The organism is Synechococcus sp. UW140 (assembly GCF_900474295.1).
GTDB lineage: Bacteria > Cyanobacteriota > Cyanobacteriia > PCC-6307 > Cyanobiaceae > Synechococcus_C.
Genome location: NZ_UCOB01000012.1, coordinates 90,743 through 105,475 on the forward strand (window position 1 = coordinate 90,743; position 14,733 = coordinate 105,475).

Annotated in this window: 12 protein-coding genes and 1 pseudogene; 10 read left to right on the top strand and 3 right to left on the bottom strand. The window is 58.7% G+C overall.

Annotated elements, in window-relative coordinates:
- Positions 1 to 11: 11 nt before the first annotated feature.
- Positions 12 to 113 (top strand): annotated as a pseudogene (locus DXY10_RS14835) (3-deoxy-manno-octulosonate cytidylyltransferase); the annotation flags it as partial.
- Here DXY10_RS14835 and DXY10_RS04625 read toward each other — a convergent pair.
- From DXY10_RS04625 to DXY10_RS04635, 3 genes are read right to left on the bottom strand one after another with little or no spacing between them, the layout of a single operon-like run.
- On the bottom strand, positions 110 to 994 hold the full coding sequence (locus DXY10_RS04625) for a sulfotransferase (protein ID WP_115016646.1): 885 nt from the start codon (positions 992 to 994) through the stop codon (positions 110 to 112). The pseudogene DXY10_RS14835 and the gene DXY10_RS04625 sit on opposite strands and share 4 nt — an antisense overlap.
- On the bottom strand, positions 987 to 1,550 hold the full coding sequence (locus tag DXY10_RS04630) for an HAD family hydrolase (RefSeq protein WP_115016647.1): 564 nt from the start codon (positions 1,548 to 1,550) through the stop codon (positions 987 to 989). The genes DXY10_RS04625 and DXY10_RS04630 overlap by 8 nt, the downstream gene beginning before the upstream one ends.
- Complete coding sequence (locus DXY10_RS04635) at positions 1,550 to 2,536, bottom strand: SIS domain-containing protein (RefSeq protein ID WP_115016735.1); 987 nt, start codon at positions 2,534 to 2,536, stop codon at positions 1,550 to 1,552. The genes DXY10_RS04630 and DXY10_RS04635 overlap by 1 nt, the downstream gene beginning before the upstream one ends.
- A gap of 149 nt (positions 2,537 to 2,685) precedes the next feature.
- Between DXY10_RS04635 and DXY10_RS04640 the strand changes: the two genes are divergently transcribed.
- The 9 genes from DXY10_RS04640 to DXY10_RS04675 all read left to right on the top strand — a co-directional run bounded on the left by DXY10_RS04640 (position 2,686) and on the right by DXY10_RS04675 (position 14,732).
- On the top strand, positions 2,686 to 3,642 hold the full coding sequence (locus tag DXY10_RS04640; protein ID WP_170955699.1) for an ATP-grasp fold amidoligase family protein: 957 nt from the start codon (positions 2,686 to 2,688) through the stop codon (positions 3,640 to 3,642).
- An 11-nt stretch (positions 3,643 to 3,653) separates the two neighbouring features.
- Positions 3,654 to 4,700: a hypothetical protein gene (locus tag DXY10_RS04645; RefSeq protein WP_136989053.1), complete on the top strand. Its 1,047-nt coding sequence runs from the start codon at positions 3,654 to 3,656 to the stop codon at positions 4,698 to 4,700.
- A complete protein-coding gene (locus DXY10_RS04650) occupies positions 4,700 to 5,968 on the top strand; it encodes a glycosyltransferase (protein WP_115016737.1) in 1,269 nt (422 codons plus the stop codon). Before DXY10_RS04645 ends, DXY10_RS04650 begins: the two co-directional genes overlap by 1 nt.
- 66 nt (positions 5,969 to 6,034) lie before the next feature.
- On the top strand, positions 6,035 to 7,312 hold the full coding sequence (locus DXY10_RS04655; RefSeq protein WP_136989055.1) for a hypothetical protein: 1,278 nt from the start codon (positions 6,035 to 6,037) through the stop codon (positions 7,310 to 7,312).
- Between the two features lie 243 nt (positions 7,313 to 7,555).
- Positions 7,556 to 8,608, top strand: coding sequence for a glycosyltransferase family 4 protein (locus DXY10_RS14220; RefSeq protein ID WP_136989057.1), 1,053 nt, complete (start codon positions 7,556 to 7,558; stop codon positions 8,606 to 8,608).
- A 169-nt stretch (positions 8,609 to 8,777) separates the two neighbouring features.
- On the top strand, positions 8,778 to 10,010 hold the full coding sequence (locus tag DXY10_RS04660; protein WP_244281931.1) for a CCA tRNA nucleotidyltransferase: 1,233 nt from the start codon (positions 8,778 to 8,780) through the stop codon (positions 10,008 to 10,010).
- The gene (locus DXY10_RS04665) at positions 10,007 to 11,461 is read left to right on the top strand and encodes a hypothetical protein (protein WP_115016654.1); all 1,455 of its coding nucleotides are present in this window, start codon (positions 10,007 to 10,009) and stop codon (positions 11,459 to 11,461) included. Before DXY10_RS04660 ends, DXY10_RS04665 begins: the two co-directional genes overlap by 4 nt.
- Entirely contained in the window at positions 11,458 to 12,348 is an 891-nt protein-coding gene (locus DXY10_RS04670; protein WP_115016656.1) for a sulfotransferase, read from the top strand. Before DXY10_RS04665 ends, DXY10_RS04670 begins: the two co-directional genes overlap by 4 nt.
- On the top strand, positions 12,345 to 14,732 hold the full coding sequence (locus tag DXY10_RS04675) for a UvrD-helicase domain-containing protein (protein ID WP_115016658.1): 2,388 nt from the start codon (positions 12,345 to 12,347) through the stop codon (positions 14,730 to 14,732). The genes DXY10_RS04670 and DXY10_RS04675 overlap by 4 nt, the downstream gene beginning before the upstream one ends.
- Position 14,733: the final 1 nt, after the last annotated feature.

Consider the following 14,733-nt stretch of genomic DNA (forward strand, 5'->3'; position numbering starts at 1 on the left):
TGATCTTGATCTCGCCGCTTGAGGATTTAGAGCGCCTAGGGCAGTTGCGCTTGATCGAAGCAGGTCAAACGATCGCCACCTTCTTGGTGGGAAGCACATCGTTGTCGGTTTAGCGTTTGCACCAGCGGCTGGCGGTGGGCCATAGGTGATTGAAATCGAGAGCGGGAAGCACTTTGGTGGCCGTTTGCAGATCCTTGGCCTGTAGCTGGCCTATCTGGGCAAGCAGGTCATCGGGGATCACCGTGGCCGTGGCACTCACGTTCACCTTCTCAGTCCACGCCGGTTCCTGGTACGGGATTGTCAGATAGCGGCAGAGGTCTGCGTAGGTCTTTGGGGTGAACAGGGTTTCGAACAGACCGATGAAGCAGTGCTCTAACCCAAAGGCTTGATCGAGTGCATCGAGGGTCTGGCCGTAGTTGCTGCGTAGACCTCGCCCTTTGGCCACTCTCTTCCGCAGGGTCTCCACTTCCAAGCCGGCATCCCGGAAGCCTTGCTTGCGCAGTTTCATGCGCTGACTGGAGATGATGCGCTCGATTGGATCGCGCATCAGGAACACCGGTTTGACAGGAATGCCACGCTGCTCAAAGCTGGCTTTGATCTCTTGCAGGGTCTCTGCGCTGAGCAGGGCATAGGAGGGGGTGATGTCGCCAGTGAGGCGGATCTGAGCTCCCCTGAGGTGTGGGCGCTGCAGCAGCCAGGCGAAATAGTCGGCATAGCGCTCCGGGTTGTGAATGAACCACTGGCGCAGCCAGGTGCGGGGTTGAATCCAGCTGCTGGGTTTGTTCAGCTGGATGTTGACCTGGCGGAAGCGGGAGAGTTCCGGCACTGTGCGCGCGTCGTGCACGTGGTACTCCTTCAGGCAGCCGAAGTCGGCGTCAGGGCGGCTGTGCAGTTGCTGATGCAGCCAGGAGGTGCCGGCTTTCTGTGCACCGACCCCAAGCAGAAAGCCCCCTGGTGTTCCAGCGGTTGTCAAGGGACTGGTTGGGTCAGTCATTGTGGTCTCTCCAGCCATGGCGCTCGAGCCCGCTCCATTGATCCCGGGCTTTGAGGATGTGTTCGGCCAGTTCGCGAACGGCACCATGGCCGCCGCGACGGCTGAGCACAGCATCGGCTTGACGCCGCACCGCGAGGCAGGCATCCGCTGGTGTCACCAGCAGTCCCACGTGATCACGAACGGCTAGATCATTGAGGTCATCGCCGATGAAAGCCGTGGTGGCGACAGTCACTCCGAGTTGGTGTTGGAGTCGCTCCAGGGCTGCAGGTTTGTCTTTGATGCCCACCAGGCAGTGGTCGATTCCGAGCTGCCGTGCTCTCACCTCCGTGGCACCTCCTTTGCCGCCGCTTAGGAAGGCCAATCGCAATCCAGCTTCTTGTAACAAGCGGATGCCAAGGCCATCGCGCACGTCAAACCGTTTCTGCAGCAAACCGTTGGGGTCGAACCAGAGGCCCCCATCGGTGAGCACACCATCTACATCGAGCACGAGTAGCTCGATCTGGCACAGGCTCCTGCGCTGTCGATGCCATTGAAGAGAGCGCAGCAGGCCCAACATCAAGCCAGCCCCGCCTGCACCAAATCGTGCAAGCGCAGCAAACCTTCCAGCTGGCCATCAGCATTCACCACAGGCAGCACCGAGATCGGTTTGCGCCGGTTGTGTTCCATGCGCTGAATCGCTTCTACCGCCATCAGTTCGGATGAAACGGTGATGGGGTCGGCGGTCATCAGGTCCGTGGCCTTGAGGGTTGACCAGGTGTCACTGCTGTGGTCTCGCAAGGCCCGGCGAAGATCACCGTCGGTGATCAGGCCCACGAGGCGGCCTTGGGAGTGGGGGTCCTCCACCCAGCCGCTGCCAATCGCCCCTTGCGTGAGCTGGCTGATCACCTCCGGTAGGGGCGTGTCGGGTTGAAGGGCGGGCAATTGACCGGCTGGCACCATCAGATCTGCCACGGTCATCGTGAGCTGTTTGCCGAGGGAACCGGCGGGGTGATTGATGGCGAAATCGGCCGGCGAGATGCCGCGCCGTTCCATCCAAACGGCCGCCAGGGCATCGCCAATGGCCATGGCCACCGCGGTACTGGCCGTGGGGGCGAGATTGAGCGGGCAGACCTCCCGATCCACGGACGCCTCCAGCACCACATCACTGCCTCGAGCGAGCGAAGACTCGGCCTTGCCGACGAGCGCGATCCGGGCTGTGCCACGCCGTTTGAGATGGGGAAGCACCTCCAGCAATTCCGATGTTTCGCCACTGTTGGAGAGCAGCAGGCAGACGTCATCGGGTGCGACGACCCCCAGATCGCCATGGAGAGCATCGAGGGGATTGAGATACAAGGCCATCAGGCCAATGGAGGAGAAGGTGGCGGCAATCTTGCGGGCGACGATGCCGCTTTTGCCCACCCCGGTGATCACCAGCTTGGCCTTGCGATCGGCGCAACGCTCAAGCAGTGCCAGGGCACCTTCCACCTGATCGCGACTGAGGCGATCGGCCGCGGCGGCGATGGCGGCTGCTTCCTCCTGCAGGCAGCGGGTGAGAGCAGACAACGACACAAGCACCAACTGTGATGATTCTGAGGCCTGAGCGGTCGTAGCCGATTCAGCGTCGTGCCCCTTCATGGCCTGGGTCAGCGGTGCAGAATGCTGGAGGTGTCGTCAGCTGACCTGTTGCCTGCGTCTCGATGCCTGCGCGTGTGATGACCGTTTTATGGCAACGGTTCATTGGTGCCCTCAAGGCGATCAATCGCTTTCGCTTGTGGCTTTGGGAAACACCACCTTTCTATGAACTGCGTGGGCGGACGTTTCAGCTCAAGGAGCGGTTACGGGGCTATCCCGCTCTTCATCAAGCTTTCTTGAGGCGAACTGGGTATGCGCTTGATCTGCAGAATCCCTGCACATTTCACCACAAAATCACAGCGCTTAAGATACGCAAACCGCCCCGAATCTTTGTGCGAGCGGTTGATAAGGTTTGGGCCAAGGATCTTGCCAAGGATTGGGCTGACCGGCACGGTTTTGATCTTGGCGTTGCCCGTACCCTCGCTGTCGTGAACGATGTGGATGAGATCCGTTGGGATCAGCTGCCGGAGCGCTTCCTGATCAAGGCTACCCATCGATCTGGAGCCAATCACTTCGTTGATCAGCGCGAGGGTGTTGATCGTGTTGCTTTGCGTTTGAAGTGCAGGCAATGGCTTGATTACCCCTACGGAGTTTATAAGCATGAGTGGGCGTATTGGGATGTGCCAAGACGCTTGCTGATCGAGGAATTAATTGAGACGGATCAGGGCTCAGAACTGCTCGACTACAAGTTTCATATGAGTCGAGGAGAATGCCTGATGATTCAGGTGAATCAGGGCTTTCGTTCTGGTGAGCGCAAGCGCACCATGCTGTTGCCTCCATGGGAGCCCCAGCCTGTGACTTGGCTCTATCCCCAGCCATCTCAGATGCCTGCCAAGCCAGACAATCTTGATGCCATGTTGGAGATGGCTGAAGCTTTTTCCAGGGATTTCCCCTATCTGCGGGTGGATCTTTACAGCGTGAAGCAGTCAGCCTTGCGGGTGCTTTTTGGCGAATTCACTTTTTTCCCTGGGAGCGGGAGTGAACCTGTCGATCCCTTTAGCTTTGATCTTGCGATGGGTGAGAGGCTGAAGCTCTGATGGTCAGTGTGTTGGCAAGTAAGTCACAACGCCTGCGTTATGAGGTTCAGTTCTGGGCCTGCCGTCTTTCTTTGGGTTGGTGTTGCCGTCAAAGATGGTTCTATCGCCTGTTCGAGACCAGTCTCCGGTTGCATTCTTATCCGCGCGCCACAGTGCTGGCGGGTCTGGCGGCGAGACGGTGTCCTGACAGCGCTGATGTGCAATCGATGCAGTGCACGCTGGCGTTTCGGTCAGGCGACCTTGATCAGGCTTTTGCGTTGTTGTCGCAACGCTTGCGAGTCGGTGATTACCGCGCCGTGGAACGGTTGTTGTTCCGGACTGGATCGCGACCGCAGGACGAGCGGGATCGCCTTCAAGTGTTGGCACAACTGTCTCAGCTCCCTGAGCTGCTTCAGAGCCATCGCTGTTATGCCCTGATTGCGCAGAGCTATCTCGTGCTGAAACTGGCCGACTGTTCCATGGCAGTTTCACTGCTGCAGGGGCTACGTCCGCTCGTGCTCGAGCTTGCTGCTGACGCTGAGGTCTTTGGCTGCACGGAGTCGAATCGGCGCAACCGCGCCAAATTGTTGATCTCCCTCTGCACCACTTCGTATCACTTGGCCTTGTTAGTTGGTGATGATTCGGAACTTGCCTGGGTCTGGTCCGAGGTGATGGCGGTTTCCTCCAGGCTGCGTTACTCCCAGCTCAATGCCGATGCCTGTCTTCGCATGTCGAGCAACCTGTCTCGCTGTCTTGCGCTCGGTGCGCTCATGCATGATGCCCGCGCTTCGGGGTCTGATCCACTGATGCGCAGCCTGGCGGCCGTGAAGACCGTTGAGGCTGCCGTCCGTCGTTATTGCCTCACGCCGTCAGGTGAAGGTGTGTCCAAAACCCAAGAGAATCACCTAGCGCTGATGGTGCAGCTTCAGAAGAACCTCCTGAAACTCAGCAGTGAGGTGCCGAGCGAGCGGGAGAGTGGGATGCGTCGGCTGTCTCAGTTGTTGAATCACTCGTCGGCTCGCGATCTGAATGGGGTCATCGCTCATCGCCTCCAGCTGCTTTACGGGTCAGGGTGCTGATGCAGTCGTCGCTCCCAAGACACTGTGATCTAGTGATCGTGTTGCCCCATCTCGGGCCAGGGGGAGCGCAAAAAGTGGCGCTGATGGCAGCTGAGCACTATGTGCGGGATGGGTTGCGGGTGGCTTTGATCACGTTGTTGCCCGATAAGTCCTTGGCCCATGCCCTGCCCGATGGGTTGCTCTGGATTGATCTGGGACCAGAGGTCGCCGCTACTTGGAGCAATCGGGCTATGGCAGCCCGGGCCAAGAGGTTCTTGGTGGCATGGAGTCGGCGTCTTTTGGCGTGGTTTGCATTTTCGGTCTGCTGGGGAGTCCTTCAGCCCTTGCGTCGTGGCCAGAATCCTGCGCTGGTGCACTGGTTGCTGACCAGCATCTCCGGGCAACAGGCCACTCTCTTGCGGGACCTGCTGCGGAGGGGGCAACCCGTGCGGGTGCTGTCTCTACTGACCCGCACCAATCTTTTGTGTTGTCAGGCGTTGTGGGCGTTACCCGGCCACTTGGTGGTGTCGGAGCGCAATGACCCGTGTCTGCAGATGCAGCCTTTCCCTTGGCCTCGGCTACAGCCTTGGTTGTGGCAACGGGCTGATGTGATCACTGCCAATACAGCCGGTGTGCTCGAAGGTCTTCAGCGTTGCTATCCGGATCAGGCAGCAGACATGCACTTGCTCCCAAATCCTCTCGAGCTCAGTGCAGTGACCGTTGACTCCTGCAGCGCCGCCTCTCCGGCAACCACCCCTTGTTTCCTGGCGGTGTGTCGCCTAGTGCCGCAGAAGGGCATGGATCTGTTGGTGCGGGCCTATGCGCAGTTACCCGAAGAGATCCGAACCGGTTGGCCGCTACTGATCGCTGGTGACGGTCCGGAACGGCAGGCCCTTGAAGCACTTGCCGCCACTCTGCTCGCGCCCGGGCAGGTGCGTTTTCTCGGCTTTCAGTCTCAGCCTCACACCCTCTATTGCCGCGAGTCGATCTTCGTGCTGTCGTCCCGTTTTGAGGGGATGCCCAATGCCTTGCTGGAAGCGATGGGTGCTGGCCTGGCTGTGATCGTCAGCGATGCTTCCCCGGGGCCGCTTGAGGTGGTGACCCATGCAACGAGTGGCTGGGTGGTTCCGACTGAACGGGTAAGCCTCTTGGCTGAGGCGATGCAGCGACTGGCAGAAGACCCAGCACTACGCCGCCAGTTGGGAACGGCTGCTGCTGGCTTGATGCAAGCCCACTCCTGGGATGCTCTCGATCCCACCTGGTCGGAGGCGCTACGTCTCGACCCTTGAGCTCTGCGCTGGCCAGACACTTTCAAGCTCTGCTTCTAAGGTTCTTTTCGTCTGAGGTTTGACTCCTTGAGAAAAGCGCTTACGGCTCTCGTCAAGGTGGCAACCGTTTGTGGTGGTGAGGGTTTTGCCCAAAGGCTCCTGATCAGCTTGGTGGGCGCAACACCAGGCTGGTCTGGTCTGCACCGCGAAGTGGCCCGTCTTTGTGCCAAGCGGAGATGGTTTGATGCCGTGATCAGGATCGGCAAACAAACTCTGCCAGAACGCTCTAGTGATCATCAGTTGCGCTTGATTGTGGCCGATTCGTGTTACGCCAGTCGCCGCTATGTCGAGGCTCTGCAGCACGCCAAGGTGTTGATCGAGGTGGTACCTACATCCTTTGATGGCTATCACATTGCCTGTGAAAGTCTGCAGTTGCTTGGCCGCCCGACCGAGGCCATCGCCACGTTGGAAGAGGGATGCCGCCACTGCCTTGATGGTGAACAGTTGCTGGGCACTGTGCGATCCCGTCATGTGCATCGCCATCTGCAGGCCTATCTCAAGCGTGATCAAGTGCCTCTGTATGGGCTCTGGAGTGAAGCGATTGTCCATGGCGATGCCACCGCTGGTGTTGACGAGGCCGTTGATCAGCCTCGTCAACCGTTGTTTCGACCACAGCCCTTTCAATACTGGAGCCAGGGCACGCCACCGCAGGATGTCATCGCCATCACAGAGCAATGGAACGGCCTGTTTGAGCATCTAGGCCTCAAATCCATCATGGTGTTTGGCCGTGATCAGGCTCTGGAGTGGATTACACGTCACAATCCTGATTTCAGGATTGCGTTCGAAACTGCTCCCCATTATGCGGCTGAATCGGATGTCTTCCGTTTGGCCTATGCATCTTGTGGAGATACGATTTGGCTGGATAGTGATGTTATGCCTGTGGCAACATCGTGGCGGGTGCTTGATCTTTCACTTCAGTGCCACTCGAGTCTTCTTTATCTCAAAAAAAGGGTGCCCTATTTGCAGAGCAGCTTTTTCCTTTCCAGGCAGGGTTGTCCATTTTTTGCTGAGCTGGCTAATGGGTTGCGGGGGTTTGATTACTCTGACCCGCGTTTTCAGTCTGTTGGCAAGCTGCAGTTGATTCATGATTGCTCGTTTGGACCCGCTTCCTACACTGCTGCCCTAGAGCGTTTGTGCGCCAATGTGCCATTCACTGGCTTTGACCATGCCTCACTCCCTTTGATGCAACGGGTACTCTTCCCAGCATTCTCCCTATCGTTCTTTCGCGGAAACTGGATGGTGAGGGGCGGCCCGCTGTCCTACAAGCAGTCTGCGGATAACTGGAAAGTGTGGGCAAGGTCTTGAAAAGAGCGCCAGTCCGTTGAGGTTTCGTCTGGTCGATGTGGTTGCATCAGATGGTTTTTCCTCGGATGCATTTCTAAATTGGGATGTTATTGCCGTTGCTTTGTTGATGAGTTTTTGCTCCTAGTCCTGCTGGGGTCGATCTTGCTGCGAGTTCCTGTTTTGGGAGTTGTGGCTGCTCTGTGTGGGTGAGCTTGTGGCCTGTGTGGTGAATCCTTATGATGCAGGTCTTCTTCGACTCGCGCTGTGCTGAAGTTGATTCTGCGCAAGATCTCATCGGTTCGGTCTGGTCATGCAGCACTGTTTTCTTTGTCTCCCCTTGCTAATGGGGAGAAAAAGATTATTTATTATTCTACGGGGCGCTGGAGCTTGGGTTTCGTTTGGCGAGGGCTGGCTTCGTCGCAGGCGTTGAGTTCTTCGCGTCGAGGTGTTGAGGTGGAAACTTGTAATTCAATTGAGGATTTAAAGCGGCTCTTTCGTGCTTCAAATTCGTATGTCTTGGTGATGTCTGGTCGACGTATTGCCGAGATTTTGCGTGCAGGGATTCCTCCTCGTAGAATTGTTTATTATGCCCCCCATGTTGAAATCAATAAGACCGTACCTCGAGTGAAAGAGCTCTATGCAATTTTAGCTCAAAGTTTATTCGAATTTAATCTATTTTTAACCAAGGGCGTTGACCCTCGCAGGGTGCAGCATTTTCCTGCTGGAGTGAATCGCTCCCTGTTTTATCCCCCACAATCTATATCCGATGCATCCTGTGACGTGGATGTTTTGTTTGTGGGATCGAGCTATTCTTCACGTCAAGTTGGTGAGCGTTTTAGAAAGGGATATGCCCTCCAGATTGAGCTTTTTCGTCGTCTATCTGAATGTGGTTTAAGAGTTGCTGTCGTTGGCCCGGGTTGGGGCGAGTCTGCAGATTTATTGGGTTCGCAAGTTCGGGTTCTTGATCCTCCTTACGCTGAGTTCCCGAATCTGATGCGTTCGACGCGATTGCTTTGCTCGGTTGCGGTACAAGAAGGTGGACCGCTTTCATTCCCGGAGGCGTTGGCTTGTGGTTGCTCGACGCTGTCCATGATGACGGGGTTCCCGTTGGGGTTTGCTTCGGGCTCAGAGGGTGTTTGGCATATGCCAATGGGGGCGACTGCGGATGAATGGCTGAATCAAATTCGTTTGATTCTCTCGCAGCACCGCCCTTCGCATTGGCCCTCTTCAGGCGTGCGCGAAAAGTTTTTGCAGTCTGCCGACTATGAGTGCCTTGGTGAGAAGTTGGCTTCGCTTTGTTTCCCTGCAGAGTGTTAATGGTGTTTTATAAGAGCTTGCCTCTTGGTCTGGTTGTGCACCGTCAGTGAATGACTTGCGCGACTGACTCCCTTTGCCATCTCTGTTTGTGTTGTGCAACGTCAACGTTTGACGCTTAAATTCGTGTGCTTCGGTCTGTCATTGGTGCGGCCGGCTGGTCGTTGAGCAGGTGGAACTTCCTGGTATTCCTGCTGATTTGCTTGGCACGCTGCAAGAAGCGGTTCGAGTGTTAGGCATGCAGCGGTTGGCCCTCGTGGGTGGAGCCGTTCGTGATGGATTGCTCCACCACGTTCACCATGACGCCTGGCGTGGCCTTCCTGACCTCGATTTTGTGGTGGAGGGGTCGAGTGAAGCGTTGGCCACGCACCTTCGGGACTGCCTTGGTGCAGGACGCATTCCTGAGCTGCGGGTGCATGGCAGCTTTGGCACGGTTGAGATGGTGCTTGATGGTGTTTGGCTTGACTTGGCGCAGTCCCGCACGGAGCGCTATCCCGAGCCTGGCGAGAATCCGCTTGTCCAGCCCGGACGCCTTCAGGACGATCTGCTTCGCCGCGACTTCACCATCAATGCGATGGCCTTGGTGCTCAACCAGGAGGGAGCTGATCCCGAACTGCTCGATCTCCATGGTGGACAGCAAGATCTGGCGGCCCGTCAGCTCAACTTCCTGCATGAGAGAAGCGTGGAAGACGATCCCACTCGTGTGATTCGGGGAGCGCGTTATGCCGCCCGCCTCAATTTTTCATTGGCTCCGCAGGCTCTTGATCAGGTACAGCGCACTGTGGACGCTTGGCCGTGGTCTTGGTGCCCTGGAGATTGCCTTTCAGCTGTGCCACCTGCTCTTGGCACTCGGCTGCGTATGGAGTTGGAGTTGCTCTTCAGGCGTGAACCTTGGCGATTGGCTTTGACCCATCTGCAGGATTGGAGGGCGATGCCTCTTCTGGATCAACAGTTGCAGGTGGATGGCCGATTGCAGCGCCGTCTCCATCGGGCTGAACGGATGAATGTCCCTCTGCTGTGTGCGTTAGTGGCGGCTTCCGCAACGCCGCAAGCGCTCTCGAAGCGTTTGCAGATGCCACTTCAGCAACAACGTCGGATTGATCAATGGCTTGCATTTCAGGGGTGGATGGCCGAGCACGTGCTGCCCTACTCCTGGCAGAACTGGTCTGCAGCGCACTGGACCGAAACTCTTGAAGCTCAGTCGTGGGATGCAGACGTGGTCGCCCTCGAGGTGGCGCTGATCGGTCCGTGTTGGCGTCCCCTGCTGCGCTGGTGGGGGCGTTGGCGGCATGTGACCTCTCCTTTCACGGCAAGAGATCTGTTGGAACAAGGGATGCAACCGGGGCCTGAGCTTGGGAAGCTGCTCCGCGAAGCACGACTTCGGGTGTTGGAGGGGGCCCGATGAAGTGGCTGCGTTGGCTGGCGATGGTGTGTTGCGCAGCCTTTGCGTTGCGGGCCCTTTCCCTGATCGATGCGACCGGTTTATGGAGTGATGAGCTCTATACGGTCGGGAAGAGCTTTCAGCCCAGCTTCTCGGCGTTGCTGGCCATGCTCCGCCAGGACACCCATCCCCCCCTGTATTACGGCTTGGTCTGGCTTTGGGGGCAATGGGCCGCACCGACAGCCCTGAACCTGCGTCTGCTGTCTTGGCTGTTTTATCTGGCGGGTGGCGTGGTCATCACACTCCAGGCAGGCGCTTTAGCCCTGGACAGGCCAAGACGGGCCATGACCCTGGCGGCTCTGCTGGCGTTCTGTTCGCCGTATCCCGTGCGTTTTGCGATTGAGGGCAAGGGGTATGCCCTGCTGGTGTTGCTGGTGGCTTTGGCCTGGTGGTTCCGGCAGCGGCAGCAGCGCTGGGCTTACGGGGGCGTCGTCGCCCTAGCCGCTCTAACTCATTATTACGGCCTGTTTTTGTTCGCATCTGCACTGGTCTGGGATGCCTGGCGTGGGCGACGGGGCTTGGCGTTGTCAGCGGCCGTCGGCTTGATTCCGGCTGTGTTGTGGATGGTGTTGGCATCGGCTTATCTGCTGCGTAGCGGTACAGGTGCTTGGATCGGCCCGCCTGATTTCGCCCTCCTCGAAGACAGCCTGGCTCGGGCGCTGGGGCTCTGGCCCTTGCCCAAGCTGGTTCTGTTGCTGCTGAGCGTTTGGGCGATCCTGCAATGGGGAACAGCGTCCTCAGCCTTGGAGGCCAAGCCAGCCCTGAAGTCGGAGCTGCAGGCGACTGCAGCCGATCGCAGCGGTTTGCTGCCGTCGCTCGGGATGGTGGCTGCTGTGGTGCTGATTTCGTACTGGAAGCCCTTGGCCTTCAGCCGTTATTTCGTGGTGCTGTTGCCTGCCCTGATTCCATGGCTCGCCGCGCAAGCAGCGTCATGGTCATTGACGCGCGTTGGGCAGCGTTTTGCCGCTCTCGTGCTGGCCCTGCTGGTGCTCAGCTGGTGGTGGCATGCCTTTGCGGAACTTGATCCTGGCGGGCGGGATTGGGGCGTTCGTGAAGGGGATCAGTTCCAGCTGGTCAGTCGTTCTTTGGCCTCAGAGCCCCATCGTTTTTCACGCCGTGAGCGGTTGTTCAACCTCAGCGATCGCACTGAGGTGGCGGCAGGGCGGATGGATTCACCTGTCTCGGCTTGGGGGGATGCCGGTGCGCTGGCGCGATTGCTTAGCAGGCCAGCTCCACCACCTGTGTTGTGGCTGGCCGATAGCGGCGATGTGGATGGCGTGCGGCCGCGTCTCAAGCCGATGCTGCGCCAGGTCGATGCTGCTGGTTATCGCTGTGCTCCATGGTTGGAGCAGGAACCCTATGCCCAGGTCTGGCGTTGTGAGCGCCTCCAGTTTCAGGCAGAGGGTCAACCTTGAATCCCATCAAGTTGGTGTACATCACAGGTCGTGGTCATAGCGGCTCGACCCTGCTGGCTCTGCTGATCAGTGGTCACAGTCAGGTGATCAGCGCTGGCGAAGTGAAGATGCTGAACAATCCCGATCCTCGCCATCGCTTGTGCAGTTGCCACCGTCTCGCGCCGGAGCAGTGTCCGTTCTGGAGTCAGGTGGAAGAGCAAGTGCAGGCGCAATTGGGTTTGCCGCTGCGTGGCCTCGCCCTGATGGATCAGGGCGATCTCGCCACATTCGCGCGTCACAACAGCGTGTTGTTTGCTGCCATTGCGGCGGTGAGTGGCTGTGCGGTGATTGTGGATTCCTCCAAGTCGTTGCCACGTCTGTCGCGTTTGCTTGCGGCGGTAGATGCAGAGGCCATCTCGGCGGTGCAGGTGTGGCCGATTCATCTGCATCGGGGCCCTCTGGGCCTGATGAACAGTGTGCGCAAACTTGGCTATTCCCTGCGGGACTCTTCAGACAACTACGGACGTCTTTTTTTTCGCACCCGAGACTGTCTTGCATCCGTGCCGTCTCTCGAGGTGTTGTACGAGCGGTTGGCTCGTCACCCCCGCAGGGAAGTGGTTCGGGTGATGGCCTGGCTTGGTCTCCCCTTCGAACAGCAGCAGCTGCGCTGGCGATTAGGGGTTCGTCGGGATGTGCACGGCAACGCCATGCGCTTCGGAGGCTCCGAACGGATTGAGCCCGATGACAGCTGGCGTTGGCAGTTGACGTTGGCACAACAATGCGCCGTGGCGGTGTGGACGTTGCCCGTGCGCTTGCGTTCCCCGTGCTTGTTCCGTTGGATGCGGTGGTTGATGAAGCCCTCAGGCTTCGCCAAGGCTTCGCGCACGAGCGATAACCTCGTGCCATGAGCTTTCTGGCCGGCCTTAACGACGCCCAGCGACGGGCGGTGGATCACCACGAGGGTCCGCTGCTGGTGGTGGCCGGGGCTGGCAGTGGTAAGACGCGGGCACTCACCCACCGCATCGCCCACCTGATCGGGGAACACGGTGCCGATCCGGCCCAGATCCTGGCGGTGACCTTCACCAATAAGGCCGCCCGGGAGATGAAGGAGCGTTTGGAACTGTTGCTGGCTCAGCGGCTGGCCCAGAGTCAGTTTGGGCAGCCTTGGAGCACCTTGCCGCCAGTCGAGCAGCGCCAGCTGCGCTCCCGTATCTACCGGGAGGTGACCAAGGAGCTTTGGATCGGTACCTTCCATGCGCTGTTCGCGCGCATGCTCCGCTTCGACATTGACAAATTCAAGGATTCCGAAGGCCTCACCTGGACCAAGCAGTTCTCGATCTACGACGAGACCGATGCTCAGAGCTTGGTGAAGGAGATTGTCACCCAAGAGCTGCAACTCGATCCCAAGCGGTTTGACCCCAAGAAAACGCGCTGGGCGATCAGCAATGCCAAAAACCAGGCTTGGCTGCCGGATCAGCTCGAGGCCAATGCTGAGGGTCAACGCGGCAAGCTCACCGCTGATGTCTACCGCCGTTACCGCAAGGCACTAGCGGCCAACAACGCTCTCGATTTCGACGATCTGCTGTTGTTGCCGGTGCAGCTCTTGCAGCAGAACGAGCAGGTGCGCGGCTATTGGCATCGCCGCTTTGCCCATGTGCTGGTCGACGAATACCAAGACACCAACCGAACTCAGTACGAGTTGATCAAGCTGTTGGTCACCGATGGGGTGGACCCAGAGCGTTACGACAACTGGCAGGGTCGCTCAGTGTTTGTGGTGGGGGACGCCGACCAGAGCATTTACAGCTTCCGAGCGGCTGATTTCACGATCTTGATGGGGTTCCAGGACGATTTCGGTGACCAGGCACCGGATGACACCACTCGCACGATGGTGAAGCTGGAGGAGAACTATCGCTCCACGGCCACGATCCTCGAGGCAGCTAATGCCCTAATTGCCAACAACAGCGAGCGGATCGACAAGGTGTTGCGGCCCACGCGTGGTGAGGGCGAGTTGATCTCTCTGACCCGCTGCGACGACGAAATCGCCGAAGCGGAAGCGGTGGTGCACCGGTTGCGGATGATGGAAGCGGCCAACCCCGAGCTCACCTGGGGGGATATGGCTGTGCTCTATCGCACCAATGCTCAGTCGCGGGCGATTGAAGAATCCTTGGTGCGTTGGCGTATTCCCTACGTGGTGGTGGGCGGCATGCGTTTCTACGACCGCCGCGAGATCAAGGATCTGCTCGCCTACCTGCGCCTGTTGATCAACCCTGCCGATACGGTCAGCCTGCTTCGGGTGATCAACGTGCCCAAGCGGGGCATTGGTAAGACCACCATCCAGCGCCTTACGGATGCGGCGACTCAACTGGGGATTCCCCTGTGGGATGTGGTCAGTGATCCAGAGGCTGTGCGTTCCCTTGGCGGTCGCTCCGCTAAGGGACTGCTGCAGTTCTGCGATCTGCTCAACGCGATGCAGACCCGTCTGCAGGATGCGGCCCCCTCCGAGTTGATTCAGGAGGTGATGGAGAAGAGCGGCTATGTGAGCGAGTTGATTGCCGATGGTTCCGATGAGGCGGAGGAACGGCGCCGCAACTTGCAGGAATTGGTGAATGCGGCTCTCCAATACCAGGAGGAAAACGAGGAAGGCGACCTGGAGGGCTTTTTGGCCTCGGCGGCACTGGCCAGCGATGCCGACAGCAAAGACACGGCGGCTGATCGCGTCACCTTGATGACGTTGCACAGCAGCAAGGGGTTGGAGTTCCCTGTGGTGTGCCTGGTGGGCATGGAGCAGGGTCTCTTCCCCAGCTATCGCTCCCTCGATGATCCGGCGTCGCTGGAGGAAGAACGGCGCCTTTGTTATGTGGGGATCACACGGGCCAAGGAGCGGCTGTTCCTCTCCCATGCCAGTGAGCGGCGGCTCTGGGGTGGCATGCGTGAGCCGGCGGTACCAAGTGTGTTCCTCTCGGAGTTGCCGGAAGCCTTGGTGCAGGGGGACATCCCCCGCAGTGGCGGGGCGGCGATCCGGCGGGAGCAGAGGTTAGAGCGGTTGACCCGGGTGGATCGGGACACACCCAGTCGTGCTCCAGCCAATGCGGTGCGTCGCCGCCAGGCCGGCCCTGCTCCTGGCACGAGCTGGAGTGTTGGAGATCAGGTCAGCCATGCCAGCTTTGGTATCGGCGAGGTCACCCACACCTTTGGCAGTGGCCAAAAGGTGTCTATCGCGGTGAAGTTTCCGGGCATGGGGCCCAAAATTCTTGATCCGCGCTTGGCGCCGATTGAAGCTGTTGAAGGCTGAA